Source organism: Streptomyces sp. DSM 116793 (assembly GCF_057320905.1).
Genome location: NZ_CM170494.1, coordinates 8,256,914 through 8,279,692, shown reverse-complemented (window position 1 = coordinate 8,279,692; position 22,779 = coordinate 8,256,914). Strand labels below are relative to the sequence as shown.

General features: G+C 72.3%; 19 protein-coding genes and 2 pseudogenes. 6 read left to right on the top strand and 15 right to left on the bottom strand.

Annotation, left to right across the window (positions count from 1 at the left end; all coding sequences use genetic code 11):
• Positions 1-4: 4 nt before the first annotated feature.
• The 14 genes from hpnH to ACSMXW_RS32585 all read right to left on the bottom strand — a co-directional run bounded on the left by hpnH (position 5) and on the right by ACSMXW_RS32585 (position 16,468).
• Positions 5-1,024, bottom strand: coding sequence for an adenosyl-hopene transferase HpnH (gene hpnH, locus ACSMXW_RS32650; protein WP_485801670.1), 1,020 nt, complete (start codon positions 1,022-1,024; stop codon positions 5-7).
• 5 nt (positions 1,025-1,029) lie between these two features.
• On the bottom strand, positions 1,030-1,689 hold the full coding sequence (locus ACSMXW_RS32645) for a phosphorylase family protein (RefSeq protein WP_485801668.1): 660 nt from the start codon (positions 1,687-1,689) through the stop codon (positions 1,030-1,032).
• A complete protein-coding gene (gene shc, locus ACSMXW_RS32640; protein WP_485801666.1) occupies positions 1,689-3,725 on the bottom strand; it encodes a squalene--hopene cyclase in 2,037 nt (678 codons plus the stop codon). Before shc ends, ACSMXW_RS32645 begins: the two co-directional genes overlap by 1 nt.
• 128 nt (positions 3,726-3,853) lie before the next feature.
• Complete coding sequence (locus tag ACSMXW_RS32635; RefSeq protein WP_485801664.1) at positions 3,854-4,921, bottom strand: polyprenyl synthetase family protein; 1,068 nt, start codon at positions 4,919-4,921, stop codon at positions 3,854-3,856.
• Positions 4,922-5,052: 131 nt separating this feature from the next.
• On the bottom strand, positions 5,053-6,513 hold the full coding sequence (gene hpnE, locus ACSMXW_RS32630) for a hydroxysqualene dehydroxylase HpnE (protein WP_485801662.1): 1,461 nt from the start codon (positions 6,511-6,513) through the stop codon (positions 5,053-5,055).
• Between the two features lie 136 nt (positions 6,514-6,649).
• The gene (gene hpnD, locus ACSMXW_RS32625; protein WP_485801660.1) at positions 6,650-7,612 is read right to left on the bottom strand and encodes a presqualene diphosphate synthase HpnD; all 963 of its coding nucleotides are present in this window, start codon (positions 7,610-7,612) and stop codon (positions 6,650-6,652) included.
• Positions 7,609-8,484 carry a squalene synthase HpnC gene (gene hpnC / locus ACSMXW_RS32620; protein ID WP_485808453.1) on the bottom strand — a complete coding sequence of 292 codons (876 nt, stop codon included), beginning with the start codon at positions 8,482-8,484 and terminating at the stop codon, positions 7,609-7,611. The genes hpnD and hpnC overlap by 4 nt, the downstream gene beginning before the upstream one ends.
• Before the next feature lie 631 nt (positions 8,485-9,115).
• Positions 9,116-9,895 carry an ABC transporter ATP-binding protein gene (locus ACSMXW_RS32615; protein WP_485801658.1) on the bottom strand — a complete coding sequence of 260 codons (780 nt, stop codon included), beginning with the start codon at positions 9,893-9,895 and terminating at the stop codon, positions 9,116-9,118.
• The gene (locus ACSMXW_RS32610) at positions 9,888-10,820 is read right to left on the bottom strand and encodes an ABC transporter permease (protein ID WP_485801657.1); all 933 of its coding nucleotides are present in this window, start codon (positions 10,818-10,820) and stop codon (positions 9,888-9,890) included. Before ACSMXW_RS32610 ends, ACSMXW_RS32615 begins: the two co-directional genes overlap by 8 nt.
• Before the next feature lie 127 nt (positions 10,821-10,947).
• Positions 10,948-11,931, bottom strand: a complete 984-nt coding sequence (locus ACSMXW_RS32605; RefSeq protein WP_485808452.1) for a glycosyltransferase family 2 protein — start codon at positions 11,929-11,931, stop codon at positions 10,948-10,950.
• Between the two features lie 62 nt (positions 11,932-11,993).
• Positions 11,994-12,773, bottom strand: coding sequence for a CDP-alcohol phosphatidyltransferase family protein (locus ACSMXW_RS32600; RefSeq protein ID WP_485801655.1), 780 nt, complete (start codon positions 12,771-12,773; stop codon positions 11,994-11,996).
• Positions 12,751-13,812, bottom strand: coding sequence for an iron-containing alcohol dehydrogenase family protein (locus ACSMXW_RS32595; protein ID WP_485801654.1), 1,062 nt, complete (start codon positions 13,810-13,812; stop codon positions 12,751-12,753). Before ACSMXW_RS32595 ends, ACSMXW_RS32600 begins: the two co-directional genes overlap by 23 nt.
• Entirely contained in the window at positions 13,800-14,552 is a 753-nt protein-coding gene (locus tag ACSMXW_RS32590; protein WP_485801653.1) for a phosphocholine cytidylyltransferase family protein, read from the bottom strand. The genes ACSMXW_RS32595 and ACSMXW_RS32590 overlap by 13 nt, the downstream gene beginning before the upstream one ends.
• Positions 14,549-16,468, bottom strand: coding sequence for a DUF5941 domain-containing protein (locus ACSMXW_RS32585; RefSeq protein ID WP_485801651.1), 1,920 nt, complete (start codon positions 16,466-16,468; stop codon positions 14,549-14,551). Before ACSMXW_RS32585 ends, ACSMXW_RS32590 begins: the two co-directional genes overlap by 4 nt.
• A gap of 665 nt (positions 16,469-17,133) precedes the next feature.
• On the opposite strand from ACSMXW_RS32585, the gene galE reads away from it, so the two are divergent.
• The 3 genes from galE to idi all read left to right on the top strand — a co-directional run bounded on the left by galE (position 17,134) and on the right by idi (position 20,164).
• Positions 17,134-18,114: a UDP-glucose 4-epimerase GalE gene (gene galE, locus ACSMXW_RS32580; protein WP_485801649.1), complete on the top strand. Its 981-nt coding sequence runs from the start codon at positions 17,134-17,136 to the stop codon at positions 18,112-18,114.
• A 177-nt stretch (positions 18,115-18,291) separates the two neighbouring features.
• Positions 18,292-19,227, top strand: coding sequence for a cation diffusion facilitator family transporter (locus ACSMXW_RS32575; RefSeq protein ID WP_485801647.1), 936 nt, complete (start codon positions 18,292-18,294; stop codon positions 19,225-19,227).
• A 343-nt stretch (positions 19,228-19,570) separates the two neighbouring features.
• Positions 19,571-20,164: an isopentenyl-diphosphate Delta-isomerase gene (gene idi, locus ACSMXW_RS32570; protein WP_485801645.1), complete on the top strand. Its 594-nt coding sequence runs from the start codon at positions 19,571-19,573 to the stop codon at positions 20,162-20,164.
• A gap of 50 nt (positions 20,165-20,214) precedes the next feature.
• On the opposite strand, the pseudogene ACSMXW_RS32565 reads toward idi, so the two are convergent.
• Positions 20,215-20,712, bottom strand: a pseudogene (locus tag ACSMXW_RS32565) (ATP-binding protein); the annotation flags it as partial.
• A 252-nt stretch (positions 20,713-20,964) separates the two neighbouring features.
• On the opposite strand from ACSMXW_RS32565, the gene ACSMXW_RS32560 reads away from it, so the two are divergent.
• The 3 genes and pseudogenes from ACSMXW_RS32560 to ACSMXW_RS32550 all read left to right on the top strand — a co-directional run bounded on the left by ACSMXW_RS32560 (position 20,965) and on the right by ACSMXW_RS32550 (position 22,649).
• Positions 20,965-21,741, top strand: a complete 777-nt coding sequence (locus tag ACSMXW_RS32560; RefSeq protein ID WP_485801644.1) for an enoyl-CoA hydratase/isomerase family protein — start codon at positions 20,965-20,967, stop codon at positions 21,739-21,741.
• A 237-nt stretch (positions 21,742-21,978) separates the two neighbouring features.
• Positions 21,979-22,332: pseudogene (locus ACSMXW_RS32555) on the top strand (helix-turn-helix domain-containing protein); the annotation flags it as partial.
• Positions 22,333-22,508: 176 nt separating this feature from the next.
• Positions 22,509-22,649 carry an LPFR motif small protein gene (locus tag ACSMXW_RS32550; RefSeq protein ID WP_485801642.1) on the top strand — a complete coding sequence of 47 codons (141 nt, stop codon included), beginning with the start codon at positions 22,509-22,511 and terminating at the stop codon, positions 22,647-22,649.
• Positions 22,650-22,779: the final 130 nt, after the last annotated feature.

Genomic DNA, 22,779 nt, shown 5'->3' with positions numbered 1-22,779 from the left:
GGTGTCACCGGCTTCCGGAGACGGTCTCGCGGGCGGCGCGCAGCGACTCCTTGAGGGAGCCCATGGTGGCGAGCACGGCGGTCGGCTCGTAACCGCAGTGGGCCATGCAGTTGGCGCAGCGGGGGTCCTTGCCGCGGCCGTAGGCGTCCCAGTCGGTCTTCTCGATCAGCTCCCGGTACGTGGGCACGTACCCGTCGCTCATCAGGTAGCAGGGCTTCTGCCAGCCGAAGAGGGAGTAGTTCGGAATCGCCCAGGCGGTGCAGGGGAAGTCGACCTTGCCCTCGAGGAAGTCGAGGAACAGCGGCGAGTGGTTGAGCCGCCAGCGCAGCCTGTTGCCGCCCGCGAAGGCCTTCTTGAAGAGCTCGCGGGTCTGCTCGACGCCGAGGAAGTGCTCCTGGTCGGGCGCCTTCTCATAGGCATAGGCGGGCGAGATCATCATCTCGTCGACCTTCAGCTCGTCATTGAGGAAGTTCATGACCTCGATGATCGTCTGCGGTGTGTCGGTGTTGAAGAAGGTCGAGTTGGTGGTCACCCGGAAGCCGCGCCGCTTGGCTTCCTTGATGGCCTCCACGGCCTCGTCGAACACACCCTCCTTCGCCACCGACTCGTCGTGGCGCTCACGCAGCCCGTCGATGTGCACGGCGAACGCGAAATAGGGGGACGGTGTGAACTTGTCCATCTTCTTGCGGAGCAGCATGGCGTTGGTGCAGAGGAAGACGTACTTCCGCTTCGCCACGAGCTGCCGCACGATCTCGTCGATCTGGGGATGCATCAGCGGCTCGCCGCCGGCGATGGACACCATGGGCGCCCCCGACTCGAGGACCGCGCCCACCGCCTGGGCCACCGGCATGCGCTGCTTGAGCACACCGGCCGGGTGCTGGATCTTTCCGCAGCCCTCGCACTTCAGATTGCAGGCGAACAGCGGCTCGAGTTCCACGATGAGCGGGAACTTGTCGCGCTTGCGGAGCTTCTGTTCAAAGAGATACGTCGCGACCTTGATGGTCTGACGGAGCGGCATGGCCATATAGCTCACCTCCGAGGGAGCAGCACATTACGGTGCCATTCAAAGAAAGTGGGAAGTACGGCACGGAGAACACGGAAGGCTGATATTCCCCCGCGTACCGTGCTGATACGGACAAGTTCGTGCTCTGGAGCGTCCACGACCACCCGGACGGCGGCAACCGGACGGGGCCCCTCCCGGGTGGCGCTGTACAGCGTGGCCGCGGACTCCATGTCCACCGCGATCGCCCCGGTGGCCCGCAGGTCGGCGCGCTCCGGGCCGCGCACCACATGGTCGGACCCGGTCAGCGGGCCGGTGTGCACGGTGTGCCCGGGCGCCGCCCGGCCCACCAGGTCGACCAGCAGCTCCGTGCCGGTGCACGCGGTGGTCCCGCGCGGCTCGCGGGCCTCCTCCGCGACGACCACGTCGCCCGGGTGCATGCCGGGGGCGAGCCCGGCGCAGAACCCGGCCGCCACCACGGGTGCCTCCCGCAGCCGAGGCGTCCTCAGGGCCCGGGTCACGGCACGGTCGGCGGCCTTCGGGCCCATTCCCGTGCGCAGCACGGTCACGGGGCCGAGCGCACCACCGCGGGCGGAGGAGCGCAGGGCGAGCTGTTCGATGCCGAGCGCACAGGCGATCAGCAGCGGCGCGGGCCCAGGCGGGCCCTGGGACGCCGGAGTCGGGGCCATCAGCTCCCCTTGCCGGAGAAGGGCTCTCCGTGGACGTAACGGCCCAGCGCGGTGAGGGGGAACACCTGCCGGTAGAGGTGGTAGTTGATGGAGAAGTCCCAGGGGAAGCCGGTGCCGGTGAAGTACGGCTCGTCCCAGGAGCCGTCCTCGCGCTGGGTCGCGGCCAGCCACGCCACGCCGCGCTCCACCGCCTTGGACTCCCGCTCGCCGGCCGCGAGCAGCGCCATCAGGGCCCAGGCCGTCTGCGAGGCGGTCGACTCGCCCCGGCCCGACCACCCGGCCACGTCCCGGTAGGAGCGCAGGTCCTCGCCCCAGCCGCCGTCCTCGTTCTGCACCGACTCCAGCCAGCCGACCGCGCGCCGGATCGCGGGGTGCGAGCCGGGCAGCCCGGCCTGCACCAGCGCCGGCACCACGGAACCGGTGCCGTACACGTAGTTGACACCCCACCGGCCGAACCACGAGCCGTCCTTCTCCTGCTCGGCGAGGAGCCAGTCGATGCCGCGCCGGGTGCGCGGGTCGTGTGCCTTGCCTTCGACGGCCAGCATCTCCACGACGTGCGCGGTGACGTCCGCGGACGGCGGGTCGATGACCTCGCCGAAGTCGCAGAAGGGCAGCCGGTTCGGGAAGGGGCTGGTGTTGTCGACGTCGAACGCGCCCCACGCCCCGTTCCTTGACTGCATGCCCAGGTTCCAGCGCACCGCGCGCTCGACGGCGCGCTCCACACGGTCGGGGTGCGGGTGCTTCACCCGCCGCAGGGCGAGCACCACCTCGGCGGTGTCGTCGATGTCCGGGTAGTTGTCGTTGTCGAACTCGAAGGCCCAGCCGCCGGGAGCCAGGTCGGGCCTGCGGACCGACCAGTCGCCGGGCCTGACCACCTGCTCGGCGAGCATCCAGTCGGCGGCCTTGACCAGCTGTGGGTGGTCGGCCGGCAGGCCGGCGTCGGCCAGGGCGATGGTCGCGAGACAGGTGTCCCACACCGGCGACTGACACGCCTCGATCATCCGGGCGCCGTCCTCGCGCCACACCGCGTACCGGTCCAGTGACGCGATGCCCTCCCGCAGCACCGGGTGCTTCAGATCGTAGCCGAGCAGGTGCAGCGCGATGATCGAGTAGACGGCCGGCGGCTGGATGCCGCCCCAGCAGCCGTCGTTCTCCTGACGCTCGATGATCCACCGGGCCGCACTGCGCATGGCGGCCTTCCGCAGCCGCCGCGGGGCGACGCGGTGGTAGGCGTGCAGTGCCTTGTCGAGGCGCTGGAACACACCGTCCCAGCTGGCCAGCGGCGCGGGCGACTGCGCGGGGTTGGGGTTGCGGGGGTCGGTGTGCAGCTCGTCCAGCGGGAACGGCGCGGGGCGTACCGGCTGCTTGGCGGAGACGATGGTGAGCGGCACGATGGTCTGGCGCGCCCAGCAGCCGAAGTCGTAGATGTTGAGCGGGAACCACTTGGGGAAGTAGATCAGCTCCGGCGGCAGCTCCGGCAGGTCGTCCCACTTCCACCAGCCGAAGAGGGCCAGCCAGATCCGGGTGAAGACCCGGCTCGCCGCGATGCCGCCCTGCTCCCGGACCCAGGCGGAGGCACGGGCCATGTGCGGCTCGTCGGGGTCGTCACCGGCCAGCCGCAGCGCCACATACGCCTCGACGGTGGTGGAGAGCTCGCCGGGGCCGCCGTAGAACGTCGCCCAGGTGCCGTCCTCGCGCTGCTCCCCGCGGATGAAGAGCGCCGCGGCCTTGGCGGTGGCCGTGTCGAGGATCCCCAGGAACTGGCGGAGCAGCAGGTCCTCCGCGTCCATCGTGACGTTGGTCGCGAGGTCGCCCTTCCACCAGCCCGCGTCGTCCTGCCGGGCGAGCAGGAAGTCGGTGGCGCGCTGCACGGCGCGGCGGGCGGTGTCCTCGGGGGTGGTGGGGGCCTTCTGAGGAGTGGCGGCGGGGGCTTCGGAAGCCGTGTGGTGTTCCTCCTTGGCAACTGTGGTGGTCTCGCTGGCCGAGGCAGCGCGGGGCGGTACCGCTCCGGTGCTTCCGTCGGTCGTCGCTGTCATGGCTTCCCCTTCGTGCAGTGGGTCTGCTGGGTCCGCCGTCGGCCGGTCCCTGGGGGACACCCGGCCGGCGACTCGCTACGGGTGCTGGAGTGCTCCTCCAGACGACACATGCATCCGGCCGATGCCGATCATCTCTTCCGTACGACGACGAAGTCGGCGAGCGCGACCAGCTCCGCGCGCACCCTGTCCGGCATGTCCACGGCGTTCAGCGCCTCGACGGCGACGGTGTGCTGGCGCCGCGCCTCCTCGGTGGTCCACCGGCGGCCACCCGCCTCCTCGATCAGCGCGGCGCGGGTGGCGAACTCCTCCTCGGAGAAGTTCTCGAAGTCGCTGCTCTTGGCGTCGGCGGCGAGCAGCTCGCCCAGCCGCTCCGAGGCGGGACCGCCCGCGGCGAGGGCCGCCACCACCGGCAGGGACTTCTTGCGCTGGCGCAGGTCGCTCCAGGTCTGCTTGCCGGTGGCCTGCGGGTCGCCCCAGATGCCGAGCAGATCGTCCACCGCCTGGAAGGCCAGGCCGAGGTGGTAGCCGAAGTCGGCGAGGGTGTCCGCGGTGCGGTCGTCGGCGCCGCCCAGCACGGCGCCGATGGAGACGGCACAGGCGAGCAGCGCGCCGGTCTTGTTGCCCTCCATCTCCAGGCACTCCTCGACGGTGACCCGCTCGCGGTGCTCGAAGGAGATGTCCTGCGCCTGGCCGTCGATGAGGGCGCGGGTGGCCGCGATCAGCCGGCGCGCGGCACGGCCCGCCTCCACGGTGCCGAGCTCCAGCAGGACCTCGTTGCCGAGCGCGAAGAGCGCGTCGCCGACCAGGATCGCCTGGGAGGGCCCGTGCACCTTCCACACCGTGTCGCGGTGGCGGCGCTGCTCGTCGCCGTCCATGAGGTCGTCGTGGAGCAGGGAGAAGTTGTGCACCAGCTCGACGGCGACCGCGGCCGGCACACCGACCTCGGGGGCGGCACCGGCGGCCTGTGCGGAGAGCACGGCGAGCGCGGGGCGCACCGCCTTGCCGCCGTCGCCGTCCGCCGGGTTGCCCTCGGCGTCGATCCACCCGAAGTGGTAGGCGGCGACGGTGTCCATCGGCGGGGCGAGGCGGTCCACGGCGGCCCGCAGGACCGGGGTGGCCAGCGTGCGGCCGCGCTCCAGCAGCGTGGACACATCGACCGTCTCGGCGGTGGACTCGCCCGGGGGCACAGTGGGCACGGTCTCTCCTTCTGTTGCAGTGCCGGTGCCGGCCGGCGCGACGGCACGGCCGGCGCCGCCGGCGGTGCTTTCGGTGGGCGCGGCGGTGGCGGTGTCGGAGGTTCGGGGGGCCGCCCCGTGCGGCGCGGGCGTCATGCCGCCTCCTCGTAGAGGTGCGCGCTCGGGCGGCCGAGGGCGGTGAGGGCGGCGCGCGCGGCGCTGATCCCGCTGCGCACCGCGCCCTCCATCGTCGCGGGCCAGCCCGTGGCGGTCCATGCACCGGCCAGGTAGAGGCCGGGCGCGTCGGTGCGGGCGCCGGGCCGGAGCCTGCCGACGCCGGGGACGGGGGCGAACGTCGCGGTGCGCTCCCTGGTGACGAAGAAGTCCTGCACCCGGGCGGTGCGGGCGGGCGGCAGCAGCCGCTCCAGCTCCGGCAGGAAGCGCGCCCGCAGGGCGGCGACGGGTTCGTCGATGATGTCCTGCGCCGCCGACTGCGACAGCGCCAGGTACTGGCCCCGCGTCAGGCCGGACGCCTCGGTGCGGTCGAAGACCCACTGGACGGGCGAGCCGAGCGCGGCGAAGAAGGGGCGTCTGAGGACCGGGCGGTCGTAGACGACGTGGACGTTGAGGATGGGGGCGGTGCCGATGGAGAGCAGCCGGTCGGGGGCGTCGAGGGCACCGGCCGGCAGCAGGGTGTGCGCCTCGCGCTGAGCGGTCGCCAGGACGACGGTGTCGGCCTGGATCCGCTCGCCGGGAACCTCCACGGTCCAATGCCCGTTGTCACTATCGGGATTGTCCGACGTCGAGGAAGACCGCGATACGGAGGTGACGCGTGTTCGCAGTTCGGTACGGACGCCCGCGGAGTCGAGCGCCTTGCGTGCCAGCGTGTCATGGATGTCACCGAGGGGCACCCGCGCCCAGCCGATGTCGGCCGCGCCCGGCTCGGACAGCAGCCCGGTCTTGAAGACCTTGGCGGCGAGTGCGAGCGAGGCGTCGCCCGCGCAGGCGTTCAGGGTGGCCACACCGACCAGGTCCCACAGCGCCTCGATCGCGCGCGGCGACTGCCCGTGCCGGGCCAGCCAGCTGCCGAAGTCCTGACCGTCCAGGGCGGGATCAGCGGGGTCGAGCCGGCCGAGGGCCAGGGCGGCACGGCCGACCTGGGCGCGTTCGGCGAGCGAGAGGTGTGGATAGGTGGCCAGGCTCTGCGCCAGATGCAGCGGCACCGGTAGGGCGGTGCGCCGTAGCCGGCCCAGACGTGGTCCCCTCGAAGGCACGGCAGCCGCGGCGTCGAGCACGGGGACGTCAAGGCGTCGTTGCAGTGGCGCGAGTGAGGTGGCCTCGACACGGTCGAGAAACCACTGATAGGCCGTGCAGCAGCGCAGGTAGACATGCTGGCCGTTGTCGACACTGAGTCCGTCGCGCTGGAAGGAGAAGGCGAGCCCGCCCAGGCGTGGCCGTCCTTCGAGCAGGGTGACCTGCATACCGGCGTCGGCGAGTGCCAGTGCCGAGGTGATGCCGGCGAGTCCGCCGCCGACCACTACGGCGGCCGCCCTCCCGGGGCGGCCTTCGGCATGGGTGTCGGCACGGGCGGGCTGTGTGGTGTCCTCGCTCATGCACGCTCCTTGCCGGCCGGGTCCGGGGCCCGGTCGGATCCCGTGGGCTCGGCCATCGCAGTCTGGGACGCCGTGTACCCGCGTGAGGTTGACCGACGCCATGAGCAAGGTGGGCGGTGCGTGCTGCGCGCATGCATCATGCACGCCTCCTGACGCTCTGCCGGGAGACGGTACGGGAGACATGCCGGGCATCCACGCCCGACAGGCCGCGTACTGCCACGTATGCCTTCTCATGGCCCGGCAGGGAGACCCGGCCACGCAGAACCGCATGCGGGTCGCGCTCGATGCGGTCCAGCAGTCTGCGGTAGATGCCGGCCATCGCGGCGACACAGGCACCGCTGCGGCGGTCGAGCATCGGCAGCAGCCGGTAGCCCTCGGCGAACAGCGCCCTCGCCCGGCGCACCTCGAAGTGCACCAGGCCCGGGAAGTCGGAGCCGGCTGGCGGTGTGGGGCCCGCGAAGCCCGCGGAGCAACCGAACTTCCCGAGGTCGTCGGCGGGCAGGTAGGTGCGGCCGCCTTCGGCGTCCTCGCGGATGTCCCGGAGGATGTTGGTGAGTTGCAGGGCGAGGCCGAGGGTGTCGGCGTACTCGGAGGCACGCTCGGCGCCCCGCGCCCCCGGCTCGGTGCCGAACACACCGAGCGAGAGCCGCCCGATGGCCCCGGCGACACACCGGCAGTAGAGCTTGAGGTCGTCCCAGGTCTCGTAGGTCTCGCCGCGGACGTCCATCAGGACCCCGTCGATGAGTTCATCGAGGCCGCCGAGCGGGATCGGGAAGTGCTGGGCCGCATGGCTGAGGCCGACGGCCACCGGATCGGTGTCGTCCTCCGCCACCTCACCGGCCTGGACACGGGCCAGCACGGCACGGGTCGCGTTCAGCCGCTGCTCCTTGGCCTCCGGGTCGAGGTCACCGTCGCCGATGTCGTCCACCCTGCGGGAGAACGCATACAGCGCGGACATGGCCCGGCGCTTGGGCGTCGGGAGCAGTCTGATCCCGTACGCGAAATTCCGGGCCTGCTGCCCGGTGACGGCCTCGCAGTAGCTGTATGCGGCGAGTACCGGCGCGGACACGGGCTGATCGAGCTCCACGGTCCGACTCACCCCTTTCCTCGCAGAGTCGCTCCCACCTCGCGCAGCAACTGAACCTTGCCCGCCTTCGGTGGTCCGGGAAGTACGTCATAGGAGGCGGCCTCGATGGCACGGACGGCGGCCCGTCCTCCGGCCACGAACCCCGCCAGCAGCAGCTTGAGCCTGCCGTGCACGCTACCCACCAGGGGGGCGCCTTCATTCAGCAGGCTCCGGGCGCGGTCCGCCTCGAAGGCGATCAGCGCACGCACCGGCTCGCCGGCCGTCGGCGCGGCGAGGTCCTCCTCCTGGACCTGATGCCGCTTCATGTCCTCGGCCGGGAGGTAGATGCGGTCCTGCCGCAGGTCCTCGGCGACATCCTGCAGGTGCTCGACGATCTGCAGGGCGGTACAGACGGCGTCGGACAGCCGGATCCGCTGCGGTGTCGCGGTGCCGGTGACGGCCAGCACCAGCCGGCCGACGGGGTTGGCGGACAGCCGGCAGTAGGCCAGCAGGTCGTCATAGCTCTCGTACCGCTTCACGAGCTGGTCCTGACGGTTGGCCGCGATCAGCCCGAGGAAGGGCTCGGGGCTGATGGAGTGCCGGTGCACGGTCGGCGCGAGCCGGCGCAGCACCGGGTGGCGGGGGCCGTCCCCCGCGCGGTCGAAGATGCGCCGCAGGTCGGCCTCGAAGGCGTCGAGCATCGCCAGCCGGTCCTCCGCCTGGGCGGCGCCGAGCCCCAGGTGGCGGGCGTCACCGCCGCCGGGGGCGAGGTCGCCGTCGCCGATGTCGTCCACCAGGCGGGCGAAGCCGTAGAGGGCCATGAGGTCGGCCCGCCAGGCGCGGGGCACGAAGAAGGGGGCCACCGGGAAGTTCTCGTGCGCGGCCTTGTCGAGGGTGCCGCGCACGACCGCCTCGGTGCCTGCTCCCGCGCTCTCGGTGGCTGTCCCGGCGGCTGTCCCAGCGCCCGCGGCCTCCGCTCCCGTCACCGCGTGCTGCCCGGCGCGGGGACGGCACGAGCGCCGCGGAGCTGGGGACTTCCCGTAGCCATTGCCGTCACATCTCCCGTTCTACACTGCCGACCCAATACATCCTCTTTCGGACACGCCGCCCGGGCCTGCACTCGGCGCCCCGACCCCCCGCGCCGAGGCGTCGGGCATTATCGCCCCAGTTGGCGCCATTCAGCACCGCTACAGCTTACGTTGTACAACGCATCAGAGATCGTCGGGGTGTCCTGCACATCACAAGAACACACCGATCGGCGTCAAGATTCCAACATCGGCCGGGAAGATCGGGAAACGCTTTTCCGGACACCCTTCGGACGCCACCGCGGCAGGTCGGTGTCAATACCACGTATCCTGCGGCAAGTTGGCGCCGGACATGCGGCAAGGCCCGCCCGGACGGCTCCGGCGGGCCCTGCTCGTGATGGTGACGGACTCTTCACAGGTGGAACGGATCACACCGGCGGCGGGAGCCGGCGGCGCCGCCGCGCGCGGCGGACCGGGGTGGCCGGATCCGAACCCTCACACCGCGCGGGGGCTACTTCCCCGTGAACTTCTCGTACTCCTTGAGCACCTCGTCGGTGGGGCCGTCCATGCGCAGTTCGCCGCGCTCGAGCCAGAGCACACGGTCGCAGGTGTCCCGGATGGACTTGTTGTTGTGGCTCACCAGGAAGACGGTGCCGGCCTCCTTGCGCAGCTCGCGGATGCGTTCCTCAGAGCGCTTCTGGAACTTGCGGTCACCGGTCGCCAGTGCCTCGTCGATCATCAGTACGTCGTGGTCCTTGGCGGCGGCGATGGAGAACCGCAGCCGGGCCGCCATGCCCGACGAGTAGGTGCGCATCGGCAGCGTGATGAAGTCGCCCTTCTCGTTGATGCCGGAGAAGTCGACGATGTCCTGGTAGCGCGCCCTTATCTGGTCGCGGGACATGCCCATCGCCAGGCCGCCCAGGATGACGTTCCGCTCGCCGGTGAGGTCGTTCATCAGGGCGGCGTTGACACCCAGCAGCGACGGCTGGCCGTTGGTGTAGACGCGGCCGCGCTCGGCGGGCAGCAGGCCGGCGATGGCGCGCAGCAGTGTCGACTTGCCGGAGCCGTTGGAGCCGATCAGGCCGATCGCCTCGCCGCGGTAGGCGGTGAAGGTGACGCCCTTCACGGCGTGCACCGTGCGCACTCCGCGCTCCGGGCGGCGGCCCACGATCCGGCTGAGCGCCGCGGTGGCCGAGCCACGCCCCTTCTTGGCGCCGTTGACGCGGTAGACGATGTGCAGCTCGTCCGCGATGACGGTGGGGACGCGTGGTCCCGTGCCCTGCTCAGCCACGACCGTACCGCTCCTCCGCCTTCCAGAAGTACACGAATCCGCCTCCGATCAGGAGCACCGCCCAGCCCAGTGCCGCCCCCCACACGTGCGGCGGCAGGTTCGAGGAACCGTAGCCGTCGATGAGCGAGAAGCGCATCAGGTCCATGTAGACGGCAGCCGGGTTCCACTGCAGGACGTCGGCGATCCAGCTCGGCCGGCCCTTGAGCATCACGGGGATGGAGAACATGACGCCCGACGCGTACATCCAGGTACGCATCACGAACGGCATCAGCTGGGCGAGGTCGGGCGTCTTGCTGCCCAGCCTGGCCACGATCAGCGCAAGGCCCGTGTTGAACAGGAACTGCAGGACCAGCACGGGGACGATGAGCAGCCAGGACATCCCGGGGTAGCTGCCGAACGCGATCGCGATCACGAACAGCACGATCATCGAGTACAGCAGCTGCTGGAGCTGCTGGAGCGCGAACGAGATGGGCAGCGAGGCCCGGGGGAAGTGCAGCGCCCGCACCAGGCCGAGGTTGCCGGAGATCGCCCGGACGCCCGCCATCACCGAGCTCTGTGTGAAGGTGAACACAAAGACGCCGGTCACCAGGAACGGGATGTAGACGTCGTGCGACATGCCGCGGCTGGCCTTGAGGATCAGACCGAAGATCAAATAATAGACCAGCGCGTTCAGCAGCGGAGTCGCCACCTGCCAGAGCTGACCGAGTTTGGCCTGGCTGTACTGGGCGGTGAGCTTGGCGTGCGAGAAGGCGAGGATGAAGTGACGCCTGCCCCACAGCTGGCGGACGTACTCGGCCAGGCCGGGCCGGGCGCCGCTCACGGAGAGTCCGTACTTGGCGGCCAGCTCCGCGGGGGTCAGCCCGTCGTCGGGAGACGACGGGGCGGTGCCCACCGCGACACCGGCGTCGTGCGTTGTCTCACTCACAAGCGGAAACTTTCGTCTTCTTCAGGCCCGGACTTCGCGGGCGTGGGCGAAGGCCCGGGCCGTGGCGTGGGCGGAAGCCGCCGGCCGCGGACGCGGACACGGCAGGCCGCTTACAGACCCGAGCTTCTCAGATGATGGGGGGCCGGCCCAGTCGGGTCAGCCGCCACACCGTACGCCACTTCATGGGCCTGCGGGGCCCGGGCGCCGTCGACCAGCCCTCCCGGAATCCGCCGAACCAGGCCTTGAGGCCGGCGCGCGAGGGCCGCCTGAGCAGCGTCAGCAGCAGCCAGACGCCCAGGTAGACCGGGATCAGCGCGGCGGGGAGGTTGCGGCGGGCCAGCCAGACGCGGTTGCGGGCCACCATCCGGTGGTAGACCGCATGCCGGGACGGGGCGGTGGTGGGGTGCAGGAGGACCAGGTCGGAGCGGTAGTCGATCATCCAGCCGGCGTCCAGGGCCCGCCAGGCGAGGTCGGTCTCCTCATGGGCGTAGAAGAAGTCCCCGGGCAGCCCGCCGACCTCGGCGATGACCTGGGTACGCACCGCGTTGGCACCACCGAGGAACGTGGTCACCCGCGAGGAGCGCATCGGGTCGGAGGCACGCAGCCGGGGCACGTGGCGGCGCTGGGTGACCCCGGTCTCCGGGTCGGCGATGCGGAAGCTGATGATGCCGAGCTCGGGGTCGGCGGCGAACGCCTCCCGGCAGAGCTGGGCGGTGTCGTGGTGGGCGAGCAGGCCGTCGTCGTCGAGGAAGAGCAGGATGTCCACATCGAAGGCGCCGGTCCCGGCGGTGTCCCCGGTCAGCGGAGCCGGGGCGTGCTGTGCGGCCGGGTCCGCGGCACCGCCCGCGCTGCGCGCGCCGCCGGGCGAACCGGCGAGCTCCCCGGCCGGGACGGCCGTGCCGAAGCCGCTCCGGAAGGCCGCGATGCCCACGTTGCGGCCGCCCGGAATGCCCAGGTTCTCGGGCACCTCCACGGTCCGTACCGGGCAGGAGAGCCCGGTGACGTCCGGCACCGGGGAGCCGTTGCCGACCACGACCACCTCGACCGGGTCGCCGTCCTGCTTGGCGATCGAGTCGATGAGGGCGCGCAGCTCGGCCGGACGGGTGCCCATGGTGATGATCACCGCACCCACCTTCAGTGGCTTGCTCTCGGTGGCAGGGCTCACGGACGACCTCACTTCAGCCTGCTGGACGCCAGGATGGAGACCAGGTGGAGCAGGGTCTGCACCAGCGCGATGGCGGCGAGCACGGCGGTACCGAGCCGGGTGAAGAACAGGTCCCCGCGGACCGCGTCCAGGATCGCGAGAACGAGGATCAGCAGCGAGGCCTCGATGCCGAGGACCAGCCGGTGGAACTTGAGCGCTGCGGCGGCCCTGCGGGCCAGGGCTATGCCGGAGGACCGCGGCTCGCTCGCCGCCTCCTTCACGGGCGGCAGCCCGCCCTGGTGCCGGGCGACGCCGACGAGGTCGGTCTCCGCCTTGATCAGCACGGCGCCGAGCGCGGCGAGCGTGCCGAGGAAGGCCCACAGCCAGTCGATGCGCCCGCTGCCCCACAGGTCCGCGGCGCGCAGCCCGAGGCCGACCAGGACCGCGGCGTCGCACAGGTAGGCGCCGACCCGGTCCAGGTACACCCCGCCGAGCGAGAACTGCTTCTTCCAGCGGGCCACCTCGCCGTCGACGCAGTCCAGCAGCAGATAGAGCTGGACCGCGACCACGCCGAGCACCGCGCCTGGGATGCCCGGCACCAGCAGTGCCGGGGCGGCCAGGACGCCGAAGAAGGTCATCAGGTAGGTGAGCTGATTGGGCGTGACCCTGGTGTTCACCAGATACCTGTCCACCCGCAGGGAGATCTCCCGCATGTACAGGCGTCCCCCCCAATGCTCGCCGCTGCGCCGGTCCTTCACCCCTTCGGGGTGAACGACGGGGCGGAGTTCAGCTACTGATGGCCTTGGCATAGTCGGCGTATCGGTCCTTGATCTGGTGGGTGGACAGGTCGAGGTGTTCGAGGATGGTGAAGCGGCCGGGGCGGGTCTGCGGGGCGAACGCGACGGCCTGGACGAACTCGTCGACGCTGAAGCCCATCTCCTCGGGCAGCACGGGCAGGCCGTGGTGGCGCAGCACGCGGGCCATGTGCACGGCTTCCTCCTCGGCCCCGCGCAGGTACATCGCGAAGGCCGCCCCGAGGCCGACCTGCTCGCCATGGCTCGCCGCCCGCTTGGGGAAGAGGAGCGAGAAGGCGTGGTTTATCTCGTGGCAGGCCCCGGAGGCCGGCCGCGAGTCCCCCGCGATCGACATGGAGATGCCGGTGAGCACCAGGCCCTCGGCCAGCACCTGGAGGAAGGCGTCGTCGCCGACGCCGCCGGGGTGGCGCAGCACCGCCTCCCCCGCCTGCCGGGCCATGGCCGCGGCGAGACCGTCGATCTTCTCGCCGGTCTCCCGGTTGGCGAGCTCCCAGTCGGCGACCGCGGAGATGTTCGAGACGGCGTCGCCGATCCCGGAGCGCACGAAGCGCACCGGCGCCTCACGGATCACATCGAGGTCGATGATGACGCCGATCGGGTTGGGCACGCCGTACGAGCCGCGGCCCGCGTCGTTGTCGAGGGTCGCGACGGGCGAGCAGAGGCCGTCGTGCGAGAGGTTGGTGGCGACGGAGACCAGCGGCAGCCCGACCCGGGCCGCCGCGAACTTGGCACAGTCGATGATCTTGCCGCCGCCGAGCCCCACGACGGCGTCGTAGTGTCCCTTCTTCATGGCGTCGGCGAGCTTGACCGCGTCGTCCAGGGTGCTGCCGGCCACCTCGTACCAGGTGGCGCCGGGCAGTGCGGCGGCCAGCCGGTCGCGCAGCACGGCCCCGGAGCCGCTGCTGATGGCGACGGCCAGCTTCCCGGAGTGCGAGATGCGCTGGTCGGCGAGGACGCAGGCCAGGTCGTCCAGGGCCCCGGCACGGATGTCGACGACGACGGGTGAGGGAATCAGCCTGGTCAGTACCGGCATACGATCTCCCGTCCCCGGGCCAGGTCGTCGTGGTTGTCGATCTCCACCCACGGCACGTCGCCGATGGGTGCCACGTCGATCCGGAAGCCGCGGTCGACCAGTTCCTGGTAGCCGTCCTCGTAGTAGAGCTGGGGGTCGCGCTCGTAGGTGACCTTCAGCGCGTCGGCCAGCTCCGCTGCGGCACCGGCCTCGATGAGGGTGACGCCGATGTACTCGCCGGTGGCCTCCGCGGGATCCATCAGCTTGGTGATCCGGCGTACGCCCTTGGCCGGGTCCGCGACGACCTTCATCTCCTCGTCGGCCAGGTGCTTCACGGTGTCCAGCGCGAGCACGATCTGCTTCGCGCCGTCCCGGGCGGCGAGCAGGTCCCGCTCCACGGAGACGGGGTGCACGGTGTCGCCGTTGGCGAGAATCACGCCGTCCCCGAGGACCTCACGGGCGCACCACAGGGAGTAGGCGTTGTTCCACTCCTCCGCCTTGTCGTTGTCGATCAGCGTGAGCGTGATCCCGTAGGCCGCCTCCAGCGCGGCCTTGCGCTCGTACACGGCCTCCTTGCGGTAGCCGACGACGATCGCGGCCTCGGAGAGGCCGACCTCGGCGAAGTTCCGCAAGGTGAGGTCGAGCACGGTGGGCTCGTCCTCTATCCCCGCGCGGCCGACCGGCACCAGAGCCTTGGGGAGGCTGTCGGTGTAGGGACGCAGACGCCGTCCGGCGCCGGCCGCCAGCACGAGGCCGATCATGCGGGTTCTCCTTCGTCGTGTACGGCGGGTGCTCCCGACGACATCTGCGTGATCCAGAAGCGGATGCTCTCGGTCAGCACCACGAGGGCCACGAGCACGGCCAGGACCGTGAGCGCGGCGGTGAAACCGGTGGCGGTGAGCCCGGCGGCGAGAACGGTGACCAGGAGTGTCCGGCCCTCGTGCCCGCCGATCGAGCGCACCAGCCAGGACGGCGGTGCACCGGCGTTCCCGCGGATGCGGTACACCGTGTCGTAGTGATGGTAGGCGACCGCGGCCACCAGCCCGAAAGCCGCGGGCAAGGCGCCGTTCACCCGTGCGTGGGCCGCGAGCGCCAGGACGGTGCCGTATTCGGCGGCCCGGAAGACGGGCGGCACCAGCCAGTCCAGGGCACCCTTGAGGGGGCGCGCGGTGGCCAGGCCCGCTGCGGCGCAGTACACGCAGGCCGCGACGATCGGCCAGGCGTCCCCGAACGGGGTGAGGGCGCCGACCGCGACGACGGCCGCGCCGCCGGCCAGGGCCACCGCGGGGGCCGTGAACTGCGGCAGCCGGGGCGCGATGCGCTGTGCCGCGGCGGAGAAGGCGTCCGCGAGCGGACCGCGGTCGGCGAGGTCGGCGAGCGCACGCGCCGCCCGGTCGGTACGGCTCGCCCGCCTGGTCAGCGAGCGCAGCACCCGGCCCGCGGTGGTGTAACACGCCGCGAACGCGCAGCCGATGAGCAGCACCACCAGGGTGATCCGGGGGGTCGTGGCCGCGGTCAGCACCGCTATCAGGGCCCAGCGCTCGCCGATCGGCAGCACGATCATCCGGCGCAGCCACACGGTCCAGCCGACGCCGTCCAGCCGGTCCGAGAGGGCGGCGGTGGGGCTGGTGTTTGCGGTCGCGTCGTGGTTGGCCTCGTTGAAGGCGAAGTCCACGACGTGGCGGCAGGTCTGGAGCACCATCGCGCCCAGCGCGAGCGCCCACACGTCGTCGCCACCGCTCGCCGCGCCGAGCGCGAGGCCCGCGTAGTACGCGTACTCCTTGGCCCGGTCGAACGTGGCGTCGAGCCAGGCACCGAGTGTCGAGTACTTGAGGGCGTAGCGGGCGAGCTGGCCGTCGGTGCAGTCCAGCACGAAGGAGAAGAGCAGCAGGACGCCCGCGGCGATGTATCCGCCCCGGGTGCCGGTCGCCGCGCAGCCGGCCGCGACCAGCGCGGTGAGCAGCGACGCGGTCGTCACCTGGTTGGGGGTCAGGCCACGGCGGGCGCACCAGCGGGCCAGGTAGCGGGAGTACGGGCTGATGCAGAAGGTGGTGAAGAAGCCGTCGCGGGCCTTCACGGCGCTACGCAGCCGGACGGCCTCCTCGTCGACGGCGGCGACGGCCTGACGTGCCTCGTTGCGGGCCTGGGGGTCGCCGGGGACGGTGGCGACGAGTGAGCCGAGCTCGGGGTGGTGCACCGGGGTGCCGGAGGCTTCCAGGGTGGCGGCGAGGCGGTCGGCGGGGGCGTCCGGCAGGGTGCCGGCGGCCGCGGTGGGGCGGGAGGCGGCGGGCTGGGCGGTGCGGGCCTGGCCGGTGGCCGGCTGTCCGGTAGTGGGCTGGCCGGTGCCGGGCTCTCCGGTGGCGGGCTGGCCGACGGTGGCCTGGCCGGTGGCGGGCCGGCTGGTGTCCGGTCGGCCGGTGTCCGGTCGGCCGGTGGTGGGGGCTGTGGGGTGGGGGGTCGTCTCGTCGCGCAGGGCGCGGTCCAGGGCGGGGCGGGCCTCGGGCTGGACCGTGAGTGCGCCGGGTACCGCGCCGGCCGGGAAGCGGGGGTCGGTCAGGCCGAGCCGCAGGGCGTGCCGGTGTCCCATGAAGCGGCTGTCGACGACGGCGACACGCTGTCCGGCCGGGACGCCGGAGAGCAGGGCCCGGGCGTCCGCGATGGCCTGGGCGTGGCGCACGTCGAAGCCGAGCGACCGCAGATCGTCTTCGAGTGACGATCCGGGGACCGGCTGGCCGATGAGGATGGCGGTCGACAGACGAACTCACTCCTTGCGGGCCGGCGCGGTGGGGCGCCGGGGTGGGCGGGCGGGGTTGGGGTGCGGCTGGCCGGGGTGGCCGGGCGGCATGTCGGCAGAGGTTATCGGATGCCGGAAGGCGGGTGTTCACCGGCCGTTCACGTGGTGATCAGTGCGGCGCGGCGCCGGCCTGACGGCCGGTGCGGCCGGTGCGGCCGGTGCGGCCGGTGCGGCCGGTGGTGGCTTGGGGGGTGGGGCGTGCGGGCTCATTGTGGCTGGTGCGTCTCGGTTTCGTTGCGGGGCGGGGCGGGGCGGGGCGGGGCCCTCCCGTCTCGTCGGCGGCTGCGGCCCGGTGGGACCGCACCTTCCCACCTCGTGCCCACCGCTGTGGTCAGTCGTTCCGCAGGGCTGGGTACCTCCCAGGCCCTTACAAGGCTCTCGGGGGTGGGCACAGCCCACGGCGCACGGCGCGCGAACGTACCGGCCCCCATCGCCAGGGGCGCACGGGGAAGGGGGGAGAGCCCCCGCCCAGCAGCCCACGGCGCACGGACTGGTGTGCGGGCGCTGCCCGGGGCGTCCGGCTGGGGGGACGGCATAATCTGGCCGTCATGACGTGGCTTATCACCGGCGGAGCCGGATACATCGGGGCCCATGTGGTGCGGGCCATGGCCGGCGCGGGCGAGCGGGTGGTCGTGCTGGACGACTTCTCCTCGGGGACGCGCGAGCGCCTGTCCCCCGGCGTGCCGGTGGTACGGGGCTCCGTGGCGGACGAGAGCCTGCTGAAGAAGCTGTGTGTGGAGCACGAGGTGTCCGGCGTCGTGCACCTCGCCGCCCACAAGCAGGTCGGCGAGTCGGTCGAGCAGCCCCTGCGGTACTACCGGGACAACATCGGCGGTCTGACGGCGCTCCTCGAGGCGGTGGCCGCGGCCGGAATCACCCGGTTCGTCTTCTCCTCGTCGGCCGCCGTCTACGGCAACCCGGATGTGAGTCTGATCACCGAGGACACCCCGTGCGTGCCGCTGAACCCGTACGGCGAGACCAAGCTGGCCGGCGAGTGGCTGGTCAGGGCCGCGGGCCGGGCACACGGCATCCGGACGACGTGCCTGCGCTACTTCAACGTCGCGGGGGCCGCCGAGCCGGAGCTCGCCGACACCGGCGTCTTCAACGTGATTCCGATGGTCTTCGACCGGCTCACCCGGGGCGAGGCCCCGCGGATCTTCGGCGCCGACTATCCGACCCCGGACGGCACCTGCGTCCGTGACTACATCCACGTCGCCGACCTCGCCGACGCGCACCTCGCGGCGGCCCGGCTGCTCGGCGACGGCGGCGCCGGCGACATCACGTTGAACGTCGGCCGCGGGGAGGGCGTGTCCGTGCGGGAGCTGATCACCCTGATCGGCGACGTCACCGGCGACACCCGGCCGGCCGTGGTGGAGGCGCGCCGCCCGGGTGACGCGCCCCGGGCCGTCGCCGCCGCGGACCGGGCGGCCGAGGTCCTGGGGTGGCGTGCCCGGCGCGGGGTGCGCGAGATGGTCGAGTCGGCCTGGCGGGGCTGGCTGCTGCACCATCCGGGGGCCGCCGCCGGATGAGCCCGCCCCGGCCGGGGAAGGCTCGTCTCGTAGCCCCTGACCTGGGCTTCGTTTCCGCAGGTCAGGACAGTGACAACGGTGTTCAGTGCCAGGTTGCCCGGCATCGCGCGCCCGTAGTTCACTGAAGGCGTCGGGCAGATCATGGACGGCCGGTCGACGAGGCGGAGGCAGCGGCACATGGGGGCTGGGCACGATCACGGGCATGCGCACGGCGCCCACACGGGCACCGCGGCGCGCGCCTACCGCGGACGGCTGCGGATCGCGCTGTCGATCACGCTCGTCATCACGTTCGCGGAGATCGCGGGCGGCCTGCTGGCCGACTCCCTGGCACTGATCGCGGACGCGGCGCACATGGCCACGGACGCGCTGGGTCTCGGCATGGCGCTGCTCGCCATCCACTTCGCGTCCCGGCCCCCGACCGGCAGGCGCACCTTCGGTTACGCCCGTGCGGAGATCCTGGCCGCGCTCGGCAACTGCCTGCTGCTCCTCGGGGTCGGCAGCTACGTCGTCTACGAGGCGGTCACCCGCTTCATCACGCCGACCGAGACCACCGGCGGCGTCGTGGTGGTCTTCGCAGCGTTCGGTCTTGTCGCGAACATGGTCTCCCTCAGCCTGCTGATGCACGGCCGGCGGGAGAGCATCAACGTCCGCGGCGCGTTCCTGGAGGTGGCCGCCGACGCGCTGGGCTCGGTGGCGGTGCTGCTCTCGGCGGCGGTGATCCTGACGACCGGCTGGCAGGCGGCCGACCCGGTCGCCTCGCTGGTGATCGCCGTGATGATCGTCCCGCGCACCGTGAAGCTGCTCCGCGAGACACTGAACGTCCTGCTGGAGTCCGCGCCCGAGGACGTCGACATGGTTCAGGTGCGGGAGCACATCCTGGCGCTGCCGGGCGTGGAGGACGTGCACGACCTGCACGCCTGGACGATCACGTCGGGCATGCCGGTGCTCTCCGCGCACGTGGTGGTCTGCTCGGACGCCCTCACGGACCCCGGGCACGAGCAGATGCTGCACGAGTTGCAGAACTGTCTCGGGGACCACTTCGACGTGGCGCACTGCACGTTCCAGCTGGAGCCGGGCGGCCATGCGGAGCACGAGGCGGGGCTCTGCCTCTGAGGGACGCCGCTCCCCCGCCGGGCGCCGACGGCGTGCGGTCGGTCATCCTGGGTACAGTCGCGCAGCGCGTCCGTGGCAAGGGCGCGTGGAGGCATGGGACCGCGCCCTGCTCGCAGGGGCCCGCGCGGTTCCCGAGGGTGCGCGTCCACGGCTGCGCCCCGGACGGTTCCCCGCCGGGACACGGGGCAGGATCAGGTCTCCGGCCACGCCCGGGGCCCGCCACGGCGCCCCCCTGCGTCCCGGCCCGCCGGAGCTGGGCGGGACATGCGGGGGCCCGGCCGGTACCGGGAGTGTCGGCACCGTACGGCAGACTTGAGGTTCGATGACGAGGCGAAGGATGGGTATGCCGATCACACCTGCCACCGCGGACCACCGTGCACCGAACGGCTCCGCTGACGCGATCCTGCTCGAGCTGGTCGACGAGGACGGCACCACGATCGGCACAGCGGAGAAGCTTGCCGCCCACCAGCCGCCGGGCCGGCTGCACCGGGCGTTCTCCGTGTTCCTGTTCGACTCCGAGGGCCGCATGCTGCTCCAGCAGCGGGCCCTCGGCAAGTACCACTCCCCCGGCGTCTGGTCGAACTCCTGCTGCGGGCATCCGTACCCCGGCGAGTCGCCGTTCGCGGCGGCCGCCCGCCGTACCCACGAGGAGCTGGGTGCGTCGCCCTCGCTGCTCGCCGAGGCCGGCACGGTGCGCTACAACCACCCGGATCCGGACTCCGGTCTGGTCGAGCAGGAGTTCAACCACCTCTTCGTGGGCCTGATCCGCGGGCCCCTGCGGCCCGACCCGGCCGAGATCGGCTCGACGGCCTTCGTGACCGCGCCCGAGCTGGCCGAGCGGCACGCTCAGGACCGGTTCTCCGCCTGGTTCATGACCGTACTGGAGGCCGCGCGACCCGCGATCAAGGAGCTGACGGGGCCCACCACCGGCTGGTGAGCCGGGACCTCGGCGGCCCGCGGGCGGACCTGGCCGCGGCCGGCCGGCGGCGGGATCAGCGGCAGCGCGGCCCAGATGATCTTCCCGCCGTTGGCGGTCTGTGCCACGTCGCAGACGCCGCCCGCCTCCCGGGCGATCTCGCGGACCAGCAGGAGCCCGCGGCCGCCGGTCTGCCCGTGGTCGGCGACCAGTGCGGTGGGCCGGTAGGGGTGGTTGTCCTCGACGGAGACCCGCACCCATTCGGAGCCCACGCCGACCTCGACGGCGAGTATCGGGGAGAGCAGTGCCGCGTGCCGTACGGCGTTGGTGACCAGCTCGGAGACGATCAGCAGCAGCCCGTGCAGCACCTCGTCGGAGGCCGGGACGTTCTGCCGGGCCAGCAGGTCGCGCACCGCGTGCCTGGCCTGCGGCACCGAGGCGTCGACACAGGGGGCGGTGAACCGCCAGACGCCTTCGTACGGCTGGGCGGCGGCCCTGCCGCCCACCCCGGGTGGTGCTCCCCTGCTGCCCTGGGGGAGTGGACGGTCTCTCCACCCGTCGCTGTCCATGGTCAGGTCGCCGTCCTCACGCTCGGTTGTCAGCACATGCCGAGTGTTGAGAATCCGGGGCGCCGACAGGAATGACTGCACAGAAGTCGGCGTGTATCGACGGGAATCGATCGCCGGCGCCTGGCGGGGACGGCGCAGCGACCGGTCCTGCCCACCTTTCATCCGCTTACGGTCTTTTTCGGGTTGTACGGGAATTGGTCACGCTCTGTGACGACATCTGGGTGCGGGGCGGGCTGCCGGTAGCATCCCGGCATGGAGCCGCGGCTACTGCACAGCGTCGACGCCGGTGTGGCCACCGTCGTCATCCACCATCCGGCCAGGCGGAACGCCATGACACCGGACATGTGGCAGGCACTGCCGCCCCTGCTGGACAAGCTGGCCGCCGACCCGGAAGTGCGGGTCCTGGTGCTCACCGGCGCGGGCGGCACCTTCTGCGCGGGCGCCGACATCGGGTCGCTGCGGGCGGCCGCCCGCCCGGAGTCCGCGGCGCGGGACGCCGTGGGTCCCGAGCGGTTGGCGGTGCTCGCCGAGGAGGCCCTCGTGGCGTTCCCCCGGCCGACGCTGGCAGCGGTGCGCGGCCACTGCGTGGGCGGCGGCTGTCAGCTCGCGGCGGCCTGCGATCTGCGGTTCGCGGACGAGAACGCGCTCTTCGGCGTCACGCCGGCCCGGCTCGGCGTGGTCTACCCGGCCTCCACCACCGGCCGTTTGGTCGCGCTCGTCGGCCCCGCCACCGCCAAGTACCTGCTTCTCTCGGGGGAACTGATCGACGCGGCGCACGCGCTGCGTACCGGCCTGGTGGACGAGGTGCTGCCGGACGGAGGGCTGGACGCACGGGTCGCGGAGTTCACCCGGATCCTGGCGTCGCGGTCGCGACTGACCCAGACCGCGGCCAAGGAGTTCATCGCAGGGCGCACGGAGCGCGCCGCCCACTGGACCGAGGAGGCCCGGGCCAGCGGGGAGACGGCGGAGGGGGTGGCGGCTTTCCTGGAACGCAGGCCGCCGCGGTTCCCCTGGCGGCCGGGGCGGTAGGCAGGGCACGGCCGGGCGGGTCCCCGCCTGGCCGGTACCACACACGGTCGGGCGATGCGGCGCCCCACGCGACTGGGCGGGTCGGCGCCCCACGCGGCCGGGCCTGGGCCACAACGCACCCGGACCGCCACCCGCGGGCCACGGCGGCAGGGGTCACTCGCCCGCATACCAGCCGGCCGGTGATATGACGGCCCATGAGCCCGACCCCGCTGCCCGAGCGCGCCGGGTGTCGCTGTCAACACGGCCACCGGCAAGGGCATGTCGCCCGCCTGGGTGCCGCGCACCCGGGGCTGGAGCCGGGCCGAGTGGGACGCGGCGGCCGGGCGGCTGCGGGAGCGGGGGCTGCTCGGCCCCGGCGACGGGCTGACGGCCGAGGACACCGAGTTGCGGCGGCGCCTCGAAGCCGAGACAGACGGCTGTCACGCCGACCGTGCGAGAGGCGCTGCGGCGGCTGGAGGCCACCGGGACCGCGGGCCCTACGAGCGGCTGGGTGCGGCGGGAGTCGAACTCCTCACCGAACTCGCCACCGGTTTCCTGATGCCGGCGCTCGCCGCCGGGGCGTTCCCCGAAGGCATGCTCGGCCGGAACTGAGGTACCCGAATCCCCTCCGGCCCGGGTCGCGTTGACCCCGGCGAGGCGTGGCCGAGGCCACGCCGGGTCCGCTCGGATGCGCCACAGAACCGTGCGCACCGCTTTGGACCCACGAACGGAGCCGCGCCGGGTCCAGCGAGGGACCACGGCGGAACCACGACGGAAGGGGATGTCCCGTGCTGCGTGCCATTACCGATGTACTGCACCAGATCGGCGCCGCCATCGCGACGGTGGTGACCTTGCCGTTCCGCGCGATCGCCCGTCTGCTGGGCGGTCTGTCCGGTGCGGGCCGCGCCGGCCGGGCGCGACGCATCTGACGCCACCGCCCGCTGACCGGGTCGCGCACGATACGCGGAGCGCCCCAGGGGGCCTGTCCGACCATTCCACCGGGCCCGCGACGCGAATTGTCAGACAGGCCCTGGGCCCGGGCTGTCGGTGCCGCCTGCC